The organism is Pseudomonas sp. SZ57, assembly GCF_009495975.1.
In the GTDB taxonomy this organism is placed as follows: Bacteria; Pseudomonadota; Gammaproteobacteria; order Pseudomonadales; family Pseudomonadaceae; genus Aquipseudomonas; species Aquipseudomonas syringae.
The window spans coordinates 290818-312290 of the sequence record NZ_WIBD01000007.1 but is presented as its reverse complement, the minus strand read 5'-3'; the positions used below and the strand labels follow the sequence as shown (position 1 = coordinate 312290).

The following is a 21473-nucleotide window of genomic DNA, read 5'->3' as shown; positions in this document are numbered from 1 at the left end:
CTTGTGGGTGTTTTCGCACGAAAAGAGAAATCAGTCGGCTTTTGGAGCTTCCACCGGCTTGACAGCTTCTTCGTAGGAGACCGATTTGTCGGTCACGCTAGCTTTCTGCAAAACAGTATCTACAACTTGCTCTTCAAGCACAACAGAACGTACCTCGTTCATTTGCTGCTCGTTCTTGTAGTACCAGGCAACGACCTGCTCAGGCTCCTGATAGGCGGAGGCCATTTCCTGAATCATTTCGCGAACGCGAGCGTCATCAGGCTTCAGGTCGAACTGCTTGACGACCTCGGCAACGATCAGACCCAGCTCGACGCGGCGCTTGGCCTGCTCTTCGAACAGCTCTGCCGGCAGCTGGTCAGGCTTGATGTTGCCGCCGAACTGCTGAACGGCCTGCACACGCAGACGGTTGACTTCGTTTTCCAGCAGCGCTTTAGGCACTTCGATCGGGTTGGCGGCCAGCAGACCGTCCATGACCTGATTCTTGACCTTGGACTTGATCGCCTGACGCAGCTCGCGCTCCATGTTCTTGCGAACTTCGGTGCGGAAGCCTTCGATACCGGTTTCCTTGATACCGAACTGCTTGAAGAACTCTTCGTTCAGCTCAGGCAGCTTTGGCTCGGAAACGGTGTTGACGGTCACGGTGAACTCGGCAGCCTTGCCGGCCAGCTCGAGGTTCTGATAGTCCTCTGGGAAGGTCACGTTCAGAACGCGCTCTTCACCGGCCTTGGCGCCAACCAGACCGTCTTCGAAACCAGGGATCATGCGGCCGGAACCCAGAACCAGCTGGGTACCGGTAGCGGAACCGCCAGCGAACACTTCGCCGTCGACCTTGCCGACGAAATCGATGTTCAGCTGGTCTTCGTTCTGGGCAGCACGATCAGCCACTTCGAAACGAACGTTCTGCTTGCGCAGCACTTCGAGCATGTTGTCCAGATCGCTGTCGGCCACATCGGCAGACAGGCGCTCTACGGAGATGCTGTCGAAGCCGGCAACGGTGAATTCCGGGAATACTTCGAAAGTAGCCACGTATTCCAGATCTTTGCCTTTTTCGAACGACTTGGGCTCAACAGCAGGAGCACCGGCCGGGTTCAGCTTCTGCTCAACCACAGCTTCATAAAAAGTAGCCTGAATCAGATCGCCCAGCGCTTCCTGACGTGCGCCGTCCTCGTAACGCTGACGAATCACGCTCATAGGCACCTTGCCAGGGCGGAAGCCCGGGATCTTGGCTTTGCGCGCGGTCTGTTGCAGACGCTTGTTGACTTCAGTCTCGATGCGCTCGGCAGGTACACCAATGGTCATGCGGCGCTCAAGAGCGGAAGTGTTTTCAACAGAAACTTGCATGGATATTCCTCGTTGCACAGACGTTAGCCGGCCGTTTCCGACCCCAGAATCAAGGGCATGCATTCTAGTGGGTCAAACTCAAGAAGTCACCCTACTGAAAAAGGGCGGGTTAACAAGAAGGAATCGGCCTACAGCCGGGCGAGATGGAAATGACCCTCTCACTAACCGCGACAGGTCTGGCACAGCTTCCTTTATATAAGGACGCATCCGCACAAGACGATTACCGACTCCATCTACACAGCGCCCCACTCGACCAGTGGTAATGTGACCACCGAACCAGCGAAACGTTAAAACGAATACCTTGAAACAAAAAAACCGCTCAAGGCGGCCATTTCGTGCAGCCGAGGAGCTCTCGCCCCGGCAATCCAGGCTCCGGCGGATGGCGATTACAAAATCAACCAAATGCCTGCTCCAACTTCGAAGCCTTATTCAACCCGGCGCGCATCGTACACAACGCAGCGATGCCGCGCCACCCATGGCAAGCAATTGACCGGACTGGCCTTTTTTACTCAGGCGGGTCGCGCAACCGCCCGATAACGAACAGGGGGTGCAAATACACCCCGGCTCGGCGATCGCCCTCCGCTCATCAATAACTGAAACTTATGGCAATAACCCCACTTCGCACCTATCAAGCATCCAGGCGACGACGCTGCAAGTTATCGGGGACAAGACAACTTTTGGCTGACCTGAAACCTACAAAATATCGACACACGAAACACCTGAACTTTTATAACCACCTCGACACAAGCTCATAACAGCGGGACTTTCATGTCAATTCGCCTGAAAGCGATGGATCGCAGCGAGCGGCACGCAAAGCCGGCCTCCCACCTGACGCACGGGAAGATCAAGCCAGCCGGATCGCCTGGATCATTCAACGGGAGAACCTGGTCAACCCCGGAGCCTGGCGACCCTGCACCCTTGTGCTGCAGGGCTTAGCACTCCATAATCCGACCCCTGATTTTGCTGCCCGAGCAGCGGGGACAGAGGCTGCGACGACGATGAATCATATAATCTCCGCCTCGCGTCAATGCGCTGCCAAACCGTTAAAACCACTCAGCCCCTCCCCACAACATCGACATCTCCCAGGAAAAATCATGCTCAAGATGATTGCTGCAGTAAGTGTTCTCGCTATAACTTCAGCGATCATGACGGGGTGCAATGATAAAGACGGGAGCAAAGAAAGCGCAGCCAAAGTCACAAACTATGCAACAGACAAGTGCGCTATCGACTCGATTGGCGGAAAGACCGGCTCAACTGTCTATTTAGCCAAAGGCATGGCCCAATTCAACGGATGGGCCATCGACACAGCCAACCAGCGCGCCCCCAAGGAAATCAGACTTCGCCTGACGGGCTACAAAGGCACCCCCGTCACGTTCAAAGATCCTGTGATCGTGGACCGCCCTGATCTGATCAAAGCGTTCGGCAATGAAAACTTCCTGAAATCAGGCTTTTCATTCTCTGCCGATTTATCCTCACTGGAATCCGGCGGCTACAGCGTAGTCACTGAAATTCCGGGCGAGCACTCATCACTTCTGTGCCAATCCAGGGTTTTGCTGGTTATCGAATAAGCATACAGCCGCCATCAGGCTGAAATTGCAGTCCAGCGCGCCGCGAGCATGAACTACCGCTCGCGCCGTCGCAGCCTCTCCCCCTCAGCCATCGCCGACCAGATCCAAATTCGCACCACCTCACAGACACAGCCAAAACCGCAGATAAAACTGCCTAATGAGAAATCCAGGACAACAAAAAGCCCGCACTGGGCGGGCTTCTCTTGACTTTCGCGGTGCTCACTGGAACCCGACGAAAGTACATCTGGTGCGGACGGAGAGACTCGAACTCTCACACCTTGCGGCGCTGGAACCTAAATCCAGTGTGTCTACCAATTCCACCACATCCGCATTTCAGACTTTTAAAGCAAAGGCGCCAGACTATGAATCTGGCGCCCTTCTTAATATGGGGTGGACGATGGGGTTCGAACCCACGACCGCAGGAGTCACAATCCTGTGCTCTACCAACTGAGCTACGCCCACCATATTGCGCGTGACGATACAACTTACTTGCTGTGCCAAAGCTGCCTTAAATGGCGCACCCGGCAGGACTCGAACCTGCGACCATCCGCTTAGAAGGCGGATGCTCTATCCAGCTGAGCTACGGGCACTTATATAATTTGTACTCTTGCGATAACAAACTAAAAGGCTTTCAATCGATCACACCGAGCTGATTTGCAACTCTGCCTGACCGAATCAACCAGTGCTAGCTTAACCAGTGCTGGGCTCTGCCCGGCAAGTGCGACGAATCTTATAGACGCCCCCTCGGGTCGTCAACCTTTTTTTGAAAAAAATTCAGCTAGATAAAGGAGTTAGCTGAATATGCAAAGCAATCGCCTTTGCCCTCGCGCCATGTCATGAGAGAATGCGCGCTCATTTTTTTCCTCTCGATGGTTAATCACGCGTCATGACTGCAAAACTAATCGACGGCAAGGCGATCGCCGCCAGCCTGCGCCAGCAGATCGCCAAACGTGTCGCCGAACGTAGCCAGCAAGGTCTGCGTACGCCGGGCCTCGCGGTGATTCTGGTCGGCAGCGACCCCGCCTCCCAGGTCTATGTCTCTCACAAGCGCAAGGACTGCGAGGAAGTCGGCTTTATCTCCCAGGCTTACGACCTGCCCGCCGAGACCACTCAGGCAGCACTGACCGATCTGATCGACCGCCTCAATGAGGATGCCGCTGTCGACGGCATCCTGCTGCAACTGCCCTTGCCTGCGCACCTTGACGCTTCGCTGCTGCTGGAGCGCATTCGCCCGGACAAGGACGTGGACGGCTTCCATCCTTATAACGTGGGTCGTCTCGCTCAGCGCATTCCACTGCTGCGTCCATGCACCCCCAAGGGCATCATGACCTTGCTCGAAAGCACCGGTGTCGACCTGTACGGCCTGGATGCCGTCGTCGTCGGCGCCTCCAACATCGTCGGCCGCCCGATGGCGATGGAACTGCTGCTGGCGGGCTGCACCGTCACGGTGACCCACCGTTTCACCAAGGATCTGGCAGGCCACGTGGGTCGTGCCGATCTGGTGGTGGTTGCCGCCGGCAAGCCGGGCCTTGTCAAAGGCGAATGGATCAAACAGGGTGCTATCGTCATCGATGTCGGCATCAATCGCCAGGAAGACGGCAAGCTGGTAGGCGACGTGGTTTATGAGACCGCCCTGCCCCGCGCCGGCTGGATCACCCCGGTTCCTGGCGGCGTCGGCCCCATGACCCGCGCCTGCCTGCTGGAAAACACGCTGTACGCGGCAGAAACCCTGCACGACTGATCAGCCTGCGGCAATAAAAAACGGCACCTTGAAGGTGCCGTTTTTTTTACCTCGACAAACCCTTACTTCTTGGCTGCCTCCCAGCTTTTCAGCAGGTCAGCGTAAGCGATGGTTTCACCCTTGGGTTTCTCGTTGGCCAGCTTGCGCTGTGGCGCGAGGAACTTGCCGTTGCTCTCTTCGGCCTTCTTGTACCAGGCTTCTGCAGTGGTTTCCGGATTCATCTTCGGCGCACAATTGCTGGCCTTCTGAACCCCGGAACGCTCGATGCGCGTCATGATCGCATCCTGGTCCTTGGCCAGACCGTCGAGGGCCTCCTGCGCAGTCTTCTCGCCAGTGACCGCCTCGGCCACATGGCTCCACCACAGCTGTGCCAGCTTCGGATAGTCAGGCACGTTGGTGCCGGTAGGCGACCATTGCACGCGTGCCGGGCTGCGATAGAACTCCACCAGACCACCCAGTTTAGGCGCCAGCTCGGTCATCTCCTTGGAATTGATATCCGACTCGCGAATCGGCGTCAGGCCTACGATGGTTTTCTTCAGCGAAACGCTCTTCGAGGTCACGAATTGCGCATACAGCCAGGCGGCCAGACGCTTTTTCTCGTCGGACGACTTCAGGAACGTCCATGAACCGACGTCCTGATAGCCGAGCTTCATGCCTTCTTTCCAGTAAGGGCCTTTCGGCGAAGGCGCCATGCGCCACTTCGGCGTGCCGTCAGCATTCATCACCGGCAGGCCTGGCTTGGTCATGTCGGCGGTAAAGGCGGTGTACCAGAAGATTTGTTGCGCGACGTTACCCTGCGAAGGCACTGGTCCGGATTCGGAGAAGGTCATGCCCGCCGCTTCCGGCGGCGCATAGGCTTTCAGCCAGTCGATGTATTTCTGCGTAGCGAACACTGCCGCCGGGCCGTTGGTGTCGCCACCGCGGGTAATGCTGGAGCCGACCGGATGGCAGTCTTCGACGCGAATACCCCACTCATCCACCGGCAGACCGTTAGGCAAACCCTTGTCGCCGCTGCCGGCCATGGAGAACCAGGCATCGGTGAAACGCCAGCCCAGTGACGGGTCTTTCTTGCCATAGTCCATGTGCCCGAAGACTTTCTTGCCGTCGATCTCCTTGACGTCCTCGCTGAAGAACTTGGCAATGTCTTCGTAAGCCGACCAGTTGACCGGAACGCCCAGCTCATAGCCGTACTTGTCCTTGAATTTCTTTTTCAGGTCGGGACGTTCGAACCAGTCGGCACGGAACCAGTACAGGTTGGCGAACTGCTGATCAGGCAGCTGGTAAAGATTGCCGTCTGGAGCGGTGGTAAACGAGGTGCCGATGAAGTCCTTGATATCCAGGGTTGGCGAAGTAAAGTCCTTGCCTTCCTTGGCCATCATCTCCGTGAGAGAAACGGCCTTACCGTAGCGAAAGTGCGTACCGATCAGGTCCGAGTCATTGACCCAGCCGTCATAGATGCTCTTGTCCGACTGCATGGCGGTCTGCAGTTTTTCGATGACATCACCTTCCTGCAACAAGTCATGGGTGACTTTGATGCCGGTGATTTCGGTGAACGCCTTGGCCAGGGTCTTGGATTCGTATTCATGGGTGGTCAGGGTTTCCGACACCACCTTGATGTCCATGCCACGAAACGGCTTGGCAGCTTCGATGAACCACTTCAGCTCTTTCAACTGCTCGTCATCGGAAAGCGTACTCGGCTTGAACTCCTTCGCCCATTCCTTTGCCTTATCTTCGTACTGATCTGCCCAGGCTGAAACACTCAACCCGCTGAGCATGATCATGGTTGCCAGCGTCACGCTATGTTGCAGCTTGTTTTTCTTATTGAACATAGTCATCTCCAGGTTGCTTTCATGTAGTCCCGCTTTTCCAATGCCGCCGACCGGATCACCCCGGCAACCGCGCCCGGCCGCTCTCTAACCCCAACGCATCACCACCAACAGCCACACCAGGGAAGCCCCCGAAGCGATCCAGATGCTCCAGTCAGTCGCGCCGATTACCAGCAAATGCAGATAAGCGCTGCCCAGAAGCCCAATGAAAAGACGGTCGCCACGGGTGGTGGCAATCGGCAGAAAACCACGACGCTCGATACTTGCCGAGCGCAATTCCCATACGGTCATCCCTGCCAGCAGCAGCGCAATGCTGATGAAGAAGGCCGCAGTGGGCAGTGTCCAGGACATCCACTCCATTTTTTCGACTCCTCAGACACGACCAAGAGCAAAGCCCTTGACCACATGGTTGCGAACGAACCAGATCACCAGCATGCCCGGCAGAATGGTCAACACCCCTGCCGCCGCCAGCACCCCCCAATCGATACCCGATGCCGACACGGTGCGGGTCATCACCGCAGCGATCGGCTTGGCATTCACCGACGTCAGGGTGCGCGCCAGCAACAGCTCGACCCAAGAGAACATGAAGCAGAAAAACGCGGTGACGCCGATACCCGAACCAATCAGTGGAATGAAAATCTTCACGAAAAACTTGGGAAAGCTGTAACCGTCGATGTAGGCCGTTTCGTCGATTTCCTTGGGAACGCCGGACATGAAGCCCTCCAGAATCCATACAGCCAGCGGAACGTTGAACAGGCAGTGCGCCAGTGCCACGGCGATGTGCGTGTCAAACAGGCCGATGGACGAATACAGCTGGAAAAACGGCAGCAGGAAGACTGCCGGTGGCGCCATGCGGTTGGTCAGCAGCCAGAAGAACAGGTGCTTGTCGCCGAGAAAACGATAGCGTGAAAACGCGTAGGCTGCCGGCAATGCGACGCTTAGCGATATCACGGTATTGAGGCACACGTAGTACAGCGAGTTGAGGTAACCGCTGTACCAGCTCTCGTCGGTGAAGATCACCTTGTAGTTGGCCAGGGTGAAATCCTGCGGCCACAGGGTCAGGCCACCGAGGATCTCGGTATTGGTCTTGAACGACATGTTGATCAGCCAGTAGATCGGCACCAGCAGAAACAACAGGTAAATCCACAGCGGTATGATTTTGCGCAGACTCATGACCAGCCCCTCAATTCTTTTCGCTGTGAGTCATGGCGGTGTAGAACACCCATGACACCAACAGAATGATCAGGAAATACACCAGCGAGAACGCGGCCGCAGGCCCCAGGTCGAACTGCCCGAGCGCCATGGTGGTCAGCGTCTGACTGAGGAAAGTGGTGGAGTTACCCGGCCCGCCACCGGTCAGCACGAACGGCTCGGTGTAGATCATGAAGCTGTCCATGAAGCGCAACATCACCGCAATCAGCAGCACGCTTTTCATCTTCGGCAACTGGATATGCCGGAAGATCGCCCAGCCGGACGCCCGATCAATGCGTGCCGCCTGGTAATACACATCCGGAATCGCCCGCAGCCCTGAATAGCAAAGCAGAGCCACCAGCGAGGTCCAGTGCCAGACGTCGATGACCAGCACCGTCACCCAGGCATCCGAGGCATTGGCGGCGTAGTTGTAGTTGATGCCCAGCACATTGTTCAGCGTGTACCCCAGCAAGCCGATATCACCACGGCCGAAGATCTGCCAGATAGTGCCGACCACGTTCCACGGGATCAGCAGTGGAATGGTCATCACGATCAGGCACAACGACGACCAGCGCCCCTTGGTCGGCATGGTCAGGGCAATCGCGATGCCCAGCGGGATCTCGATCAGCAGCACACAGCCCGAATAAATGAACTGACGCAGCAGCGAGTCATGCAGACGCGGGTCCTGCAGGACCTGCCGGAACCAGTCGGTGCCGACGAAATAGCGGCTGGACTGGTCGAAAATGTCCTGCACCGAATAGTTGACCACGGTCATCATCGGGATAATCGCGCTGAATGCCACCAGCAGAAACACCGGCATCACCAGCCACCACGCCTTGTTGTTCTGAACCTTACGCATGGGACACCTCACTGGCAGGGCCGGCTTCGATCAGGTAATCATCTGCATAGAGCATCAGCCATTGCCCCGGAAAGCTGATCCAGGCCTGGCCTTGCGGCACCGGTTTGTCTTCCTGCAGACGCACCTTCAGCAGTTGTCCGGCCAGTTTCAGGGTGATGATCTTGTAGGTGCCGAGGTCTTCCACATAGGTCACGTCGGCACACATCGCATCATCGTAAGGTCCGTCCCAGACATGCACGAACTCAGGACGAATACCCACTTTCAGCGTTTTCCACGGCGTATTGGCGAGCTTTTGCTGCAACGACTCAGGCAGCGGCAGGTGAATATCGGCAAAACCGACGCCGCCCGGCTGCGGCGTGACGTCAATCAGATTCATCCCCGGGCTGCCGATGAAATAGCCGACAAAAGTGTGCGACGGCTTTTCGAACAGCTCCCGCGGCGTGCCGAACTGGACGATCTGTCCGCCATACATCACGGCGATCTTGTCGGCGAAGGTCGACGCCTCCAGTTGATCGTGGGTGACGTAGACCATGGTGATATTGAACTGCTCGTGGATCTGCTTGAGCTTGCGCCGCAGTTTCCACTTCAGGTGCGGATCGATCACGGTCAGCGGTTCGTCGAAGAGGATCGCCGACACGTCATCGCGCACCAGCCCGCGGCCCATGGAGACCTTCTGCTTTTCGTCCGCGCTGAGGTTGCGCGCCTTCTTTTTCAGCAGCGGCTGCAGGTCCAGGACATCGGCAATTTCGTTGACCTTGATGAGAATCCGCGCCTCGTCCATGCCCTGATTGCGCAATGGAAAGGCCAGATTGTCGAACACCGTCATGGTGTCGTAGATCACCGGAAACTGGAAAACCTGAGCGATGTTACGGCGCTCAGGAGGCAGCTCATTGACCACTTTCGAGTCGAACAGCACCTGCCCCTGCGACGGACTGAGCAGGCCGGAAATGATATTGAGCAGCGTTGACTTGCCACACCCGGAAGGCCCGAGCAGCGCATAAGCACCGCCCTGCTCCCAAACATGGCTCATCTCGCGAATTGCATAGTCGTCAGGGCCAGGCTTGGCGCTGTAGCTGTGCGCGAGGTTCTGCAAGCGGATCTCGGCCATCAGGCAACCCTCGCCATGCGCAGGCCCGGCGCCTGAATCAGGCCGCCCTGCTGATCGAATACAAACAATTTGTGGGTCGGGATGTACACCCGGATCGCCGCATCGACGTCGTAGGCATGCACGCCCGGCAGATGCAGGACCAGCGAGAACAGCTCGTTGCGCACATGCAGGAAGGTTTCAGAACCGCTGATTTCCGCCAGCTCGACAGTAACCGCCAGTTCCAGATCGTCATCGTTGGACGGCACCAGGCTCAAATGGCTGGGGCGCACGCCGAAACGATACTCGCCATCGCCGACGGCCCGCAGGTCGACGTTGAGCGGGAAGTGCACGAAATTGGCGAAGCTGACTTCATTGCCCTCTATACGGCCCGGCATGAGGTTGATCGGCGGTTCGGAGAACAGCTCGGCGGCCAGCACAGTCGCAGGTCGATGATAGACCTCGGGGGTCTTGCCGCTCTGTACCACCCGCCCTTCATGCAGGATGGTGGTGGTGCCACCCAGCGCCAGCGCTTCATTGGGCTCGGTGGTGGCGTAGATGGCGATGGTATGGCGAGCGGCAAACAGCTCGCGCATTTCCTGACGCAGCTCTTCGCGCAGCTTGTAATCGAGGTTGACCAGCGGTTCGTCGAAGAGGATCAGCTCGGCGTCCTTGACCAGCGCCCTGGCCATCGCGGTGCGCTGCTGCTGCCCACCGGACAGTTCGAGGGGATGGCGTTGCAGGAATTTTTCGATGCGCAGCATCTTCGCGGTTTCCTGCACCCGGCTGTGGATCACGTCTTTGGACAGACCCGCCTGGCGCAGCGGCGAGGCGATGTTTTCGAACACCGTCATGCTCGGGTAATTGATGAACTGCTGATAAACCATCGAGACGTTGCGCAGACGAACCGGACGATGGGTGACATCGACCCCGTTCATCAGCACTCGCCCGCTGTCCGGCTTGTCCAGCCCGGCCATCAGGCGCATCAGGCTGGTTTTGCCGGACAGGGTTCGCCCCAGCAGAACGTTGAATGATCCCGGCTCAAAGCTCAGGGAAGCGTCGTCGATCCAGACCTGGCCATCGACGGCGCGACTGACATGCTCCAGCGTGAGTGACATGGCGTGCCCTTTGTTGTTTTTTTCTTAAGGGTGAATGCGTGACTGTTTGCAGATAGCGACATTCGTGCCAGCTCAGGCAGATTGCCGGTGAAGCCCGAAACAGAGCGTTCGCCCGTATTCAGGGGACGAAACGGCTTTCACAGCTGAACAATAATGAACAGAAAACACTGAACACTTGAACAAAATGAACATTGACTTTGAACAAAACTGAACGACACTGGACGGACGTTGCGGGCAAGGATGGTCACGCCGACGGGACCTAAAAACAAAAACAATACGTCATATTCGCAGGCATCCTCATGTCTCAAACCAGCGCTTCGCTTGCTCACGACATCATCATTCAGGATTCATGGACCCGCTGCCGGGACTTCGGCCTCAGTCATCAGACGCGTCCGTCATTCGGCCAACTGCCGGGGGCGGAGGTTTCCAGGCTGCTGGAGCGCCATAACGGACTGGTACAGACCACCCATCAGGAGGTCCTGCCGGTCTACGAAAACATTCTCAGCAATTCCAGCTGTCTGATTCTGCTGGCCGACCCTCAAGGTCAGTTGCTCAAGTCATGGGGTGCGCAACGCTTCGTCGAATCGTCCCAGGCTCAGGGCTTCATGCCAGGTGCCAGCTGGAGCGAACGTGGCACGGGCACCAATGCCATCGGCACGGCGCTGGCCTGCGAGCAGGCCATTCATATCGAACCGGACGAGCATTTCCTCAAGGCCAACCGTTTCATGACCGGTTCGGCGTCACCGATTTTCGATGCCGATCGGCGCATCATTGCCGTGCTGGATGTGTCCAGTGACAGCTTCCTGCCACCCTCGCACACGCTGGGCATGGTCAAAATGATGAGCCAGTCGGTGGAAAACCGCCTGATCCTCGACCAGTTTCGCGACTCCCACTTCCAGCTGATCTTCAATACCGGTCTGAACAACCTCGACAGCCAGTGGGCCGGCCTGCTGATTTTTGACGAAAGCGGCCAGATCCTGTGCGCCAATCGGCGTGCCGACGCCCTGCTGGGGAAGACTCCAGCCGGCGCCAGCATCGAGACGCTATTCAAATGTCCGATCCTGCAATTGCTCAGCGAAACCGAAGCGCGTCCGTTTGCGCTGCATGCATTTGGCAACAATCGCTTTCAATGCCTGCTCAAGCGCCCGACTCGCAAACCACTGAAGCTGCATTGCGTGCAGGCTGCGCAAGTGCCTGCTGCACCACCACGAAACCTTGATCTGCAGGCCATCAGTCTGGGCGATGCGAAGGTCGAGAAGGCTGTGCGTCAGGCGCAGCGGCTGCTGGAAAAAGACATCCCGCTGCTCATTCATGGTGAAACCGGGGTCGGCAAGGAAGTCTTTGTCAAAGCCCTGCATCAGGCCAGTGCGCGCGCCAGCCAGCAGCTGATCGCGGTCAACTGCGCAGCGATCCCGGCCGAACTGGTCGAGGCCGAGCTGTTTGGCTATGAAAGAGGTGCCTTCACCGGGGCCAACCAGAAAGGCAGCATCGGCCTGATCCGCAAGGCCGACAAAGGCACGCTGTTTCTGGATGAGGTGGGCGACATGCCGATGCCGGTACAGGCGCGACTGCTGCGCGTGCTGCAAGAGCGCTGCGTTCAGCCATTGGGCAGCAGCGAGCTGTATCCGGTCGATATACGCCTGATTTCAGCCACCAACCGAGGTCTGCGCGATCAGGTCCAGGCGGGGCTTTTTCGCCAGGATCTTTATTACCGGATCAGCGGGCTGAGCATTGAACTCCCGCCCCTGCGCGAGCGGACGGACAAGCATGCGCTTGTCCAGCGAATCTGGGAGCGGCACCGTGATGCTCATCAGCGCGCGGGCTTCTCCAGAGAAGTGCTTGAGTTGTTCGAGCGTCACCCCTGGCCGGGCAACCTGCGCCAGCTCAACAGTGTGATTCAGGTGGCGCTGGCACTGGCCGACGAACAGCCGATCGGCACTGACCATCTGCCCGAGGACTTTCTGCTCGATGCTCACGCGGATGAGGAATGCCGTGCCCCGGTCAGGACTCAGGAATCGGCCACGCGCCTTCACTCCAGCGAAGACCTCGGCCAATTGTTTCAAGCGGCAGGCGGGAATATTTCACAGCTGGCCAAACGTCTGGGCGTCAGCCGCAACACGCTGTACAAGCGGTTGCGGGAGCAGCGGATCGTTTAGTGTTCGACGCTCGTCAGGCGGAACATCGAGGACAGGACGCGGAGCGTCCAGAACAGCATGCCCACGCGGAGCATGGGCACAATAGTGTTTCAGGAACAGTCCTTGATCAGTCCGCCAGACGCCAGGTCGTGCCGCCCTTGCCGTCTTCCAGCAGCACGCCCATGGCGGTGATCTGGTCGCGGATACGGTCGGACTCGGCCCAGTCTTTCGCGGCACGCGCAGCCAGACGCGCCTGAATCAGCGCCTCCACTTCAGCTGCATCGACTCGCCCTTCCGCGCCAGCGCGCAAAAAGTCGTCGGCTTCGAGTTGCAGGACACCCAGCACGCTGGCCAGTTGCTTCAAGCGCGCCGCCAGACTCGCCGCTGCTGCGATATCGGATTCGCGCAGACGATTGATCTCGCGAACCATCTCGAACAGCACCGCACAGGCTTCAGGCGTACCGAAGTCATCGTTCATCGCCGTGCTGAAACGCTCGACGAACGCCTCGCCACCCGCAGGTTCGGCGACCGGCAGGCCCTTGAGCGCGTGATAGAACCGCTCCAGTGCCGCCTTCGACTCACGCAGGCTGTCTTCGGAATAGTTGATCGCGCTTCGGTAGTGGCTCGACACCAGCAGGTAACGCACCACTTCAGGGTGGTATTTCTCCAGCACGTCGCGGATGGTGAAGAAGTTGTTCAAGGACTTGGACATCTTCTCGCCATTGATGCGAATCATGCCGCAGTGTAACCAGGCATTGGCGTAGGTCTTGCCGGTGGCCGCTTCGCTCTGGGCGATTTCGTTTTCATGGTGCGGAAACTCGAGGTCGCTGCCGCCACCATGAATATCGAAGGTCTCGCCCAGGCAGCAGGTCGACATCACCGAGCACTCGATATGCCAGCCTGGACGTCCTGCCCCCCAGGGCGATTCCCAGCTCGGCTCGCCCGGCTTGACGCCTTTCCAGAGGACGAAGTCCAGCGGATCCTCCTTGGACTCGTCCACTTCGATGCGAGCACCGATGCGCAGGTCTTCGATCTTCTTGCGCGACAGTTTGCCGTAACCCTGAAACTTGCCGACCCGGTAATACACATCGCCGTTACCCGGAGCGTAGGCATAACCCTTGTCGATCAGGGTCTGGATCATGGCGTGCATGCCAGGGATATGATCGGTGGCACGCGGCTCCATGTCCGGCTTGAGGATGTTGAGGCGCGCCTCGTCCTCGTGCATGGCATCGATCATGCGCGCGGTCAGTGCGTCGAAAGACTCACCGTTTTCCCGCGCCCGGTTGATGATCTTGTCGTCGATGTCGGTGATGTTGCGCACATAGGTCAGTTCATAACCACTGAAACGCAGCCAGCGCGTCACCAGATCGAACGCAACCATGCTGCGGCCATGGCCCAGGTGGCAGTAGTCGTAAACGGTCATCCCGCAGACATACATGCGTACCTTGTTGCCATCCAGCGGCTTGAAAACTTCTTTGCTCTTGGTGAGCGTGTTGTAGATAGAAAGCACGTGCTCCCCCTCAAACGTACAGCATCAGGTCCAGGAATCCCGCAACGTCACGGTGCGGTTGAAGACAGGTCGACCAGGTTTGGAGTCCTTGATGTCCGCGCAGAAATAACCTTCGCGTTCGAACTGGAAACGGTCTTCCGGTTGCGCTTGGCCCAACGAAGGCTCGGCGCGACAACCGGTCAGTACTTGCAGGGAGTCCGGGTTGATGTTGTCCAGAAAGCTTGCGCCCTCCTCGGCTTTTTCAGGGTTCGGCGAACGGAACAGACGATCGTAAAGACGCACTTCGCACTCTACGCTCTCGGCTGCCGGCACCCAGTGCACGACGCCCTTGACCTTGCGACCTTCAGGGTTCTTGCCCAACGTTTCCGGGTCGTAGGAGCAACGCAGCTCGACGATGTTGCCGTCGGCATCCTTGATCGCTTCATCAGCACGGATCACATAGCTGCCACGCAAACGCACTTCGCCATTGGGCTCAAGACGCTTGTAGCCCTTTGGCGGCTCTTCCATGTAATCGTCGCGGTCGATGTACAGTTCCCGCGAGAACGGCAGCTCGCGCATGCCCAGGTCTTCTTTCGGGTGGCGCGGCAGTTCCAGCTTCTCGACCTGGCCTTCCGGGTAGTTGGTGATGACCACTTTCAGCGGACGCAGCACGCACATTGCGCGCGGCGCGCTGTGGTCCAGGTCGTCGCGGATGCTGAATTCGAGCATGCCGAAATCGACCACGCCGTCAGAGCGGTTGGTGCCGATCATTTCGCAGAAATTGCGAATCGATTTCGGCGTGTAGCCACGGCGACGGAAGCCCGACAGCGTCGACATGCGCGGGTCATCCCAGCCACTGACGTGTTTCTCGTCAACCAGTTGCTTGAGCTTGCGCTTGCTGGTGATGGTGTAGTTCAGGTTCAGGCGCGAGAACTCATACTGACGAGGCTTGCACGGCACCGGCAGGTTGTCGAGGAACCAGTCGTACAGCGGACGATGGCTCTCGAACTCCAGGGTGCAGATCGAGTGGGTGATGCCTTCGAGGGCATCCGACTGACCGTGGGTGAAGTCATAGATCGGATAGATGCACCACTTGTCACCCGTCTGATGGTGATGCGCATGACGAATGCGGTAGATGATCGGGTCACGCAGGTTCATGTTCGGCGAGGCCATGTCGATTTTGGCGCGCAGTACACGCGCGCCATCCTCGAACTCGCCGGCTTTCATGCGCGCGAACAGGTCGAGGTTTTCCTCGACGCCACGCTCGCGGAACGGACTGTTCTTGCCCGGCTCGGTCAGGGTGCCGCGATATTCGCGCGCCTGCTCGGGGGTCAGATCGTCCACGTAGGCCTTGCCTGCCTTGATCAGCTCGACCGCCCAGTCGTGCAACTGGTCGAAATACTGCGAGGCGTAGCGCACTTCGCCCGCCCACTCGAAGCCCAGCCACTTGACATCACTCATGATGGCGTCGATGTATTCCTGGTCTTCCTTGGCCGGGTTGGTGTCATCGAAACGCAGGTGCGTATCGCCACCGAACTCCTTGGCCAGACCGAAGTTCACGCAGATCGATTTGGCGTGACCGATGTGCAGGTAGCCGTTGGGCTCCGGCGGAAAGCGGGTCACGATTTTGCTGTGCTTGCCCGAGTCCAGGTCTGCCTGCACGATAGGACGCAGGAAATTGGTCGGTACGGCTGGACCTGCCTTTGAATGGGCAGCGGGTTCTGGAGTGGGCTTGCTCATAGGATCCTTGGACATACGTGCGCGGCCAGGGTAGGCCGACTAAATCAAAGCGCTTATCATAGCCGAAGCTGTCAAGTCCCTGACAACAGACTGCGTATTTGAAGGCATAAAAGCTGCAAAAGCGCTGAAAAATGTAACCTCGTCTGTAAACTGCGCGTCAGGGTCATAATCTGCCCATTCATGCATGACTAGAGAGCGACTTCCCAAATGCCTAATGTAAAGCTGACTACCAACCACGGCGACATCGTGCTGCAACTGAACGAAGAAAAAGCGCCGCTGACCGTTGCCAACTTCATCGAATACGTTAAAGCCGGCCACTACGAAAACACGGTTTTCCACCGTGTGATCGGCAATTTCATGGTTCAGGGCGGCGGTTTCGAGCCTGGCATGAAAGAAAAGAAAGACAAGCGCCCGAGCATCCAGAACGAAGCCGACAACGGTCTGCCGAACGTGAAGTACAGCGTCGCCATGGCCCGCACCATGGAGCCGCATTCGGCCTCTGCGCAGTTCTTCATCAACGTCGCTGACAACGCCTTCCTGAACCACAGCGCCAAGACCGTCCAGGGCTGGGGTTACGCCGTATTCGCTAAAGTGATCGAAGGCACTGAGGTCGTCGACAAGATCAAAGGCGTGGCGACTTCCAGCAAGGCCGGCCATCAGGACGTCCCGGTAGAAGACGTGATCATCGAGAAAGCCGAGATCGTTGAGTGATACTGCTGATCTCCGATCTGCACCTTGAACAGGAGCGCCCGGACATTACCCGGGCGTTTCTGGATCTGCTCGCAGGACGCGCTCGCGACGCCGAGTCGCTGTATATCCTCGGGGATTTTTTTGAAGTCTGGATCGGTGACGACGCGATGTCGCCGTTCCAGCTTTCGATCTGCAAGGCCCTGCGCGAATTGAGCGACAGCGGCACACGAATTTTTCTGATGCACGGCAACCGTGATTTCATGCTTGGCAAGGGTTTCTGCAAGGCAGCGGGCTGCACGCTGCTGGGCGACCCCAGTGTCGTGCAGTTGAACGGTGAGCCGGTGCTGCTGATGCACGGCGACAGTCTGTGCACCCGCGATGAAGGTTATATCCGGATGCGCCGCTATCTGCGCCATCCGCTGACGCTGTTCATTCTGCGCCATTTGCCGCTGGGCACCCGCCACAAGCTGGCGCGCAAGTTGCGCAATGAGAGCCGTGCGCAAACCCGTATGAAGGCCAATGATATTGTCGATGTGACGCCGGACGAGGTGCCGCGGATCATGCAGCAGTTCGGTGTGCGTACGTTGGTCCACGGCCACACTCATCGTCCGGCGATTCATAAGTTGCAGATTGGCGATCAGGCGGCCAGACGCATTGTGCTGGGTGACTGGGATCGTCAGGGCTGGGTGTTGCAGGTGGATGAGCAGGGTTTCAATCTGAGTTCGTTCGACTTTGTGCCGGAGACGGTTGCGTTGCTGAACTGATGGCGCGGGAATGCGGCTGTTCTGCGACATCAGGTGGATGGGGTTCGACTCAGATTCTCATTACCACGCTCCGCGTCACACGAGGGTTCTGCGACTTCAGGTGGATTTAGGTCGAATCGGATTCTCGTTCCCACGCTCCGCGTGGTAATGCAGTTCGTGACGCTCTGCGTCACACGGCGGGTTTTCTTTGTCAGGTAGATTAGGGTCCGGCTCAGGTCACCTTTTCGCCCCTCGGCGAGTCACTTTGAAGGGGCCAAAGTGACCAAAGCCCCCAGCTCCGTTTCCGGCCCGACTTCGTCGGGTTCCTTCGCCCTGTCACTGATCCGGGGGTCGCCGCAACGGGCCCTCCATGGCCCGGTGCGGCTAACTCGGCGTCCTGCCGAGTTACCCCCGGATCAGCGCCAGGGCTCAGCCGTCACTTACGTCGCACTCTGCGTCGTCAGTGCCATCGTGATAGAAAAGCACATCTAAAGCAGTTGAAGCAGTTGAAGCAGTCACGAACTGCATGCCATCCCATTGGCACGAGAAACCCATCTCAATGCCCGCCCCCTGCCGCAGGCCCGGCCTTGGCGGCGAATGGGGGTTTGGCCAGCCAGACGAGCAGGATGAGTCCGGCGAATATCCAGCCCAGCAGGTAGAAGTAATCCACGGTGGACATCATGTAGGCCTGGGCGTTGAGGGTCTGCTCCAGTTGCGCATAGGCCTGAGGACTGGCACCGCCCAGGCTGTCGAGGGCGTGGCGGGTGGCGGGGTCGAAGGTGCTGATGTTTTCGCTCAGGTAGGCGTGATGCTGGTTGGCGCGGCGGATCCAGATCCAGGTGGTGAGCGAGGCTGCGAAGCTGCCGCCCAGGGTGCGCAGGAACGTTGCCAGCCCGGAGCCATCGGCGATCTGATTGGGCGGCAGGTCGGACAGCAGAATACTCAGGGTGGGCATGAAGAACAGCGCCACGCCGATGCCCATGAACAGTTGCACCATCGCCACGTGTTCGAAATCCACGTCAGTGTTGAAGCCTGCACGCATGAAGCAGCTCAGCCCCATCGCCAGGAACGCCAGCCCGGCCAGTAGACGCAAGTCGAACTTGTGCGCGTACTTGCCGACAAAGGGCGACATCAGTACCGGCAGGATGCCAATCGGCGCGACGGCCAGCCCCGCCCAGGTCGCCGTGTAGCCCATCTGGGTCTGCAACCACTGCGGCAAGATCAGGTTGATGCCGAAGAAGCCGGAATAGCCGCCGATCATGACCAGCGTGCCAATGCGGAAATTGCGGTAGGCAAACAGGCGCAGGTTGACGATCGGGTGCTTGTCGGTCATTTCCCAGATGACGAAGAAGACCAGCGCGACCAGCGAAATCAGCGAGCCAAAGATGATGAAGTTCGACTCGAACCAGTCCAGATCATTACCCTTGTCGAGCACTATCTGCAGCGCGCCCACACCGATAATCAGCGCCAGCAGGCCAATGTAGTCCAGCGGCTGACGGGCTGTGCTGACCGGCCTTTTGGCCATCTGGCTACGCACCACCAGCACAGCGAACAGGCCAATGGGGATGTTGATGAAGAAGATCCACGGCCAGCTATAGCTGTCGGTGATCCAGCCACCAAGGATCGGCCCGGCAATGGGCGCCACCACCGTCACCATCGCCAGCAATGCCAAGGCCATGCCCCTTTTGGCGGGCGGGTACACCGCAATCAGCAGGGTCTGGCTCATCGGGTACAGCGGGCCGGCGACCATCCCCTGCAGCGCGCGGAAGCCCACCAGTTCCGGCATGGACTGGGAAATACCGCACAGAAACGAAGCGATCACGAACAGAATGGTGGCCCACAGGAACAGCTTGACCTCACCGAAGCGGCGACTGAGCCAGCCGGTCAGCGGCAAGGCAATCGCGTTGCTGACCGCAAACGAGGTGATCACCCAGGTGCTCTGCTCCGAGCTGACCCCCAGGTTGCCGGCGATGGTCGGCAGCGCCACGTTGGCAATCGTGGTATCGAGCACCTGCATGAAGGTCGCCAGCGACAGACCGATGGTGCACAGCAACAGGCTTGGCGGGGTAAAAGAAGCGGGGGCGTTGTTGCTCATCGCGAATCCCTGAAGACGAATGCGACACCCCGACCGGCAGGCCGGGGCTCACGGATTGGCGGTTCAGCGCTGAACGGCAGTCTTGCCACCGGGCGCACTGTTCTCGTGAATCAGGCGGGCGATCAGCGCGTCGGCGTCAGCCAGTTGCTCGGTGTACACCTGAGTGCTGAAAGCGGCCTGCTTGCGCGGCTGTTGCGCCAGGACCGGGCCGCTCTGGTCGTGCAGGTTGACCTCAACCGTGGTCGACAGGCCGATGCGCAACGGGTACTTCGCCAGCTCTTCAGGGTTGATGTGCACCCGCACTGGCACACGCTGGACAATCTTGATCCAGTTGCCGGTCGCGTTCTGCGCAGGCAGCAACGCAAAGGCACTGCCGGTGCCGGCCCCCAGGCTGTCGATGGTGCCGCTGTACTTCACATCGCTGCCATACAGGTCGGAGCTGATCTCCACCGGCTGACCGATGCGCATCTTGCCCAGCTGGGTTTCCTTGAAGTTGGCATCGATCCACAACTGATCCAGCGGGATGACCGCCATCGTTGCGGTGCCCGGCTGAATGCGCTGCCCCAACTGCACGGTGCGCTTGGCGACGTAACCGGTGACCGGTGCCACCAGCGTCGAACGAGCGTTGGCCAGGTACGCCTGACGCAGCTGCGCAGCCGCGGCCTTGACGTCCGGGTGCGAGGACACCACGGTGTCATCGACCAGCGCCACACTGGTGCTGAGTTGCTGCTGAATGTTGTTCAGGGCGCTCTGCGCGCTGGTCAGGCTGTCTCTGGCGTGCGACAGCTCTTCCTGGGAAATCGCCCCGCCGGCTGCAAGGCTGCGACGACGGTTGTAGTTGTCCTGAGCGGTCTGCACGGCAGCACGCTGTGCGGCCAGTTGCGCTTTCATGCCATCGACATTGCTGTACAGGCCGCGCACCTGGCGCACAACCTTGCCCAGATTGGCCTCGGCGCTTTGCAGCGAGACTTCGGCATCGCTCGGGTCGAACTTGAGCAGAACCTGCCCTGCGTGCACCAGATCACCATCGTCCGCACCAATACTGATGACGGTTCCGGTGACCAGCGGGGTGATTTCGACCACGTTGCCATTGACATAGGCGTCGTCGGTCTCTTCGCTCCATTGGCCGTAGATCTCGTACCAGGCCCAGATGCCCAGTGCGAGGATCACCACGACAATGGCAAGCCCGATCAGCATGAACTTGCGCTTGCCGGACTTCGGCGGCTGTTCAGTAGCTTGGGCAGATGTGTTTTCAGCGGCAGCAGTGGCCATGGCAGTTACCTTTTATCAGCGAAGCGACGGAACGACGGCGATCAGGCTCACGCCTGCCAGCACGTCGGCCGCTCAGCTTTTAGCTTTGGGGTTGAAGCTCAAACGAGTCAGGGTAATGTGGTCATCAGCCGCCACCAGCACCTTGGTGAGAATTCTTTTCAGGCTCTCGACCTCGTCACTGTCGAGCGCCGCGAACGTGTCGTTCATCGCGTCCGCGCCAATCTGCGGCAGTAGATCGGAGAGCGCCTGCCCCTGCTCGGTCAGTGCCAGACGCACCTGACGACGATCGGTCGCGGAGCGCTGGCGCACCACCAGCCCTTTCTGTTCCAGGCGATCGAGCATGCGGGTCATCGAACCACTGTCCAGTGACAGGTGCCGACACAATTCCACGGGGGTATCGGTAGAAAACTGGGCAATGATGATCAGCACCTTGAACTGCGCGAACGTCACGTCATAGGGCAGCAGGTACTTGTCGAGCATGCGGTCTTTGAGCGCATTGGTACGACCGACCAGCAGACCGATGAGGCTGGATTCGAAATTTTCGGGGCTGAAATGTTTCACGGATTGACCCAGATAGCTGC

Annotated in this window: 17 protein-coding genes and 3 tRNA genes; 5 read left to right on the top strand and 15 right to left on the bottom strand. The window is 58.6% G+C overall.

Features of this window, described 5'->3' with window-relative positions:
- Nucleotides 1–30: 30 nt before the first annotated feature.
- The gene (tig, locus tag GE543_RS10985) at nt 31–1341 is read right to left on the bottom strand and encodes a trigger factor (protein WP_003315274.1); all 1311 of its coding nucleotides are present in this window, start codon (nt 1339–1341) and stop codon (nt 31–33) included.
- A gap of 1094 nt (nt 1342–2435) precedes the next feature.
- On the opposite strand from tig, the gene GE543_RS10980 reads away from it, so the two are divergent.
- Entirely contained in the window at nt 2436–2909 is a 474-nt protein-coding gene (locus GE543_RS10980) for a hypothetical protein (protein WP_003404470.1), read from the top strand.
- Between the two features lie 245 nt (nt 2910–3154).
- Here the strand turns inward: GE543_RS10980 and GE543_RS10975 are convergent.
- The 3 genes from GE543_RS10975 to GE543_RS10965 form a co-directional block, all read right to left on the bottom strand.
- A tRNA-Leu gene (locus tag GE543_RS10975) sits at nt 3155–3239 on the bottom strand.
- Nucleotides 3240–3295: 56 nt separating this feature from the next.
- Nucleotides 3296–3371 (bottom strand) — tRNA-His (locus GE543_RS10970).
- 51 nt (nt 3372–3422) lie between these two features.
- Nucleotides 3423–3499: transfer RNA gene (locus GE543_RS10965), tRNA-Arg, on the bottom strand.
- 296 nt (nt 3500–3795) lie between these two features.
- On the opposite strand from GE543_RS10965, the gene folD reads away from it, so the two are divergent.
- Entirely contained in the window at nt 3796–4650 is an 855-nt protein-coding gene (folD, locus tag GE543_RS10960) for a bifunctional methylenetetrahydrofolate dehydrogenase/methenyltetrahydrofolate cyclohydrolase FolD (protein WP_003415751.1), read from the top strand.
- A gap of 62 nt (nt 4651–4712) precedes the next feature.
- On the opposite strand, the gene GE543_RS10955 is transcribed toward folD, so the two are convergent.
- The 6 genes from GE543_RS10955 to GE543_RS10930 all read right to left on the bottom strand — a co-directional run bounded on the left by GE543_RS10955 (nt 4713) and on the right by GE543_RS10930 (nt 10728).
- Nucleotides 4713–6479 carry an ABC transporter substrate-binding protein gene (locus GE543_RS10955; RefSeq protein ID WP_153221433.1) on the bottom strand — a complete coding sequence of 589 codons (1767 nt, stop codon included), beginning with the start codon at nt 6477–6479 and terminating at the stop codon, nt 4713–4715.
- 84 nt (nt 6480–6563) lie between these two features.
- Nucleotides 6564–6836 (bottom strand): DUF2160 domain-containing protein, encoded by a 273-nt coding sequence (locus GE543_RS10950; RefSeq protein WP_003415748.1) that lies wholly within the window; start codon nt 6834–6836, stop codon nt 6564–6566.
- A 12-nt stretch (nt 6837–6848) separates the two neighbouring features.
- Nucleotides 6849–7649, bottom strand: a complete 801-nt coding sequence (locus GE543_RS10945) for a carbohydrate ABC transporter permease (protein ID WP_003315280.1) — start codon at nt 7647–7649, stop codon at nt 6849–6851.
- Between the two features lie 10 nt (nt 7650–7659).
- Nucleotides 7660–8526, bottom strand: a complete 867-nt coding sequence (locus tag GE543_RS10940; RefSeq protein WP_002552729.1) for a carbohydrate ABC transporter permease — start codon at nt 8524–8526, stop codon at nt 7660–7662.
- Nucleotides 8519–9634 (bottom strand): ABC transporter ATP-binding protein, encoded by a 1116-nt coding sequence (locus tag GE543_RS10935; RefSeq protein ID WP_003390667.1) that lies wholly within the window; start codon nt 9632–9634, stop codon nt 8519–8521. The genes GE543_RS10940 and GE543_RS10935 overlap by 8 nt, the downstream gene beginning before the upstream one ends.
- A complete protein-coding gene (locus GE543_RS10930) occupies nt 9634–10728 on the bottom strand; it encodes an ABC transporter ATP-binding protein (RefSeq protein WP_003409725.1) in 1095 nt (364 codons plus the stop codon). Before GE543_RS10930 ends, GE543_RS10935 begins: the two co-directional genes overlap by 1 nt.
- A 299-nt stretch (nt 10729–11027) precedes the next feature.
- On the opposite strand from GE543_RS10930, the gene GE543_RS10925 reads away from it, so the two are divergent.
- Nucleotides 11028–12884, top strand: a complete 1857-nt coding sequence (locus GE543_RS10925; protein ID WP_153221432.1) for a sigma-54-dependent Fis family transcriptional regulator — start codon at nt 11028–11030, stop codon at nt 12882–12884.
- A gap of 106 nt (nt 12885–12990) precedes the next feature.
- On the opposite strand, the gene cysS is transcribed toward GE543_RS10925, so the two are convergent.
- Complete coding sequence (gene cysS / locus GE543_RS10920; RefSeq protein ID WP_371927146.1) at nt 12991–14373, bottom strand: cysteine--tRNA ligase; 1383 nt, start codon at nt 14371–14373, stop codon at nt 12991–12993.
- A gap of 24 nt (nt 14374–14397) precedes the next feature.
- The gene (locus tag GE543_RS10915) at nt 14398–16092 is read right to left on the bottom strand and encodes a glutamine--tRNA ligase/YqeY domain fusion protein (protein WP_003409722.1); all 1695 of its coding nucleotides are present in this window, start codon (nt 16090–16092) and stop codon (nt 14398–14400) included.
- Nucleotides 16093–16299: 207 nt separating this feature from the next.
- Here GE543_RS10915 and GE543_RS10910 point away from each other — a divergent pair, with 207 nt between their 5' ends.
- Nucleotides 16300–16803 (top strand): peptidylprolyl isomerase, encoded by a 504-nt coding sequence (locus tag GE543_RS10910; protein WP_153221431.1) that lies wholly within the window; start codon nt 16300–16302, stop codon nt 16801–16803.
- Nucleotides 16800–17546: a UDP-2,3-diacylglucosamine diphosphatase gene (gene lpxH / locus GE543_RS10905; protein ID WP_058399088.1), complete on the top strand. Its 747-nt coding sequence runs from the start codon at nt 16800–16802 to the stop codon at nt 17544–17546. The genes GE543_RS10910 and lpxH overlap by 4 nt, the downstream gene beginning before the upstream one ends.
- 535 nt (nt 17547–18081) lie before the next feature.
- Here lpxH and GE543_RS10895 read toward each other — a convergent pair.
- The 3 genes from GE543_RS10895 to GE543_RS10885 all read right to left on the bottom strand — a co-directional run bounded on the left by GE543_RS10895 (nt 18082) and on the right by GE543_RS10885 (nt 21453).
- Entirely contained in the window at nt 18082–19641 is a 1560-nt protein-coding gene (locus tag GE543_RS10895; RefSeq protein ID WP_258042002.1) for a DHA2 family efflux MFS transporter permease subunit, read from the bottom strand.
- 42 nt (nt 19642–19683) lie between these two features.
- Entirely contained in the window at nt 19684–20892 is a 1209-nt protein-coding gene (locus tag GE543_RS10890; protein WP_003415738.1) for an HlyD family efflux transporter periplasmic adaptor subunit, read from the bottom strand.
- Nucleotides 20893–20964: 72 nt separating this feature from the next.
- The gene (locus GE543_RS10885) at nt 20965–21453 is read right to left on the bottom strand and encodes a MarR family transcriptional regulator (protein ID WP_249722042.1); all 489 of its coding nucleotides are present in this window, start codon (nt 21451–21453) and stop codon (nt 20965–20967) included.
- Between the last annotated feature and the right edge of the window lie 20 nt (nt 21454–21473).

Coding starts and splice junctions, on each gene's coding strand:
- GE543_RS10915 (WP_003409722.1), bottom strand. CDS start 16,092: ATGAGCAAGCCCACTCCAGAACCCGCTGCCCATTCAAAGGCAGGTCCA.
- GE543_RS10950 (WP_003415748.1), bottom strand. CDS start 6,836: ATGGAGTGGATGTCCTGGACACTGCCCACTGCGGCCTTCTTCATCAGC.
- GE543_RS10925 (WP_153221432.1), top strand. CDS start 11,028: ATGTCTCAAACCAGCGCTTCGCTTGCTCACGACATCATCATTCAGGAT.
- folD (WP_003415751.1), top strand. CDS start 3,796: ATGACTGCAAAACTAATCGACGGCAAGGCGATCGCCGCCAGCCTGCGC.
- GE543_RS10930 (WP_003409725.1), bottom strand. CDS start 10,728: ATGTCACTCACGCTGGAGCATGTCAGTCGCGCCGTCGATGGCCAGGTC.
- tig (WP_003315274.1), bottom strand. CDS start 1,341: ATGCAAGTTTCTGTTGAAAACACTTCCGCTCTTGAGCGCCGCATGACC.
- GE543_RS10890 (WP_003415738.1), bottom strand. CDS start 20,892: ATGGCCACTGCTGCCGCTGAAAACACATCTGCCCAAGCTACTGAACAG.
- GE543_RS10980 (WP_003404470.1), top strand. CDS start 2,436: ATGCTCAAGATGATTGCTGCAGTAAGTGTTCTCGCTATAACTTCAGCG.
- GE543_RS10940 (WP_002552729.1), bottom strand. CDS start 8,526: ATGCGTAAGGTTCAGAACAACAAGGCGTGGTGGCTGGTGATGCCGGTG.
- GE543_RS10910 (WP_153221431.1), top strand. CDS start 16,300: ATGCCTAATGTAAAGCTGACTACCAACCACGGCGACATCGTGCTGCAA.
- GE543_RS10935 (WP_003390667.1), bottom strand. CDS start 9,634: ATGGCCGAGATCCGCTTGCAGAACCTCGCGCACAGCTACAGCGCCAAG.
- GE543_RS10945 (WP_003315280.1), bottom strand. CDS start 7,649: ATGAGTCTGCGCAAAATCATACCGCTGTGGATTTACCTGTTGTTTCTG.
- GE543_RS10955 (WP_153221433.1), bottom strand. CDS start 6,479: ATGTTCAATAAGAAAAACAAGCTGCAACATAGCGTGACGCTGGCAACC.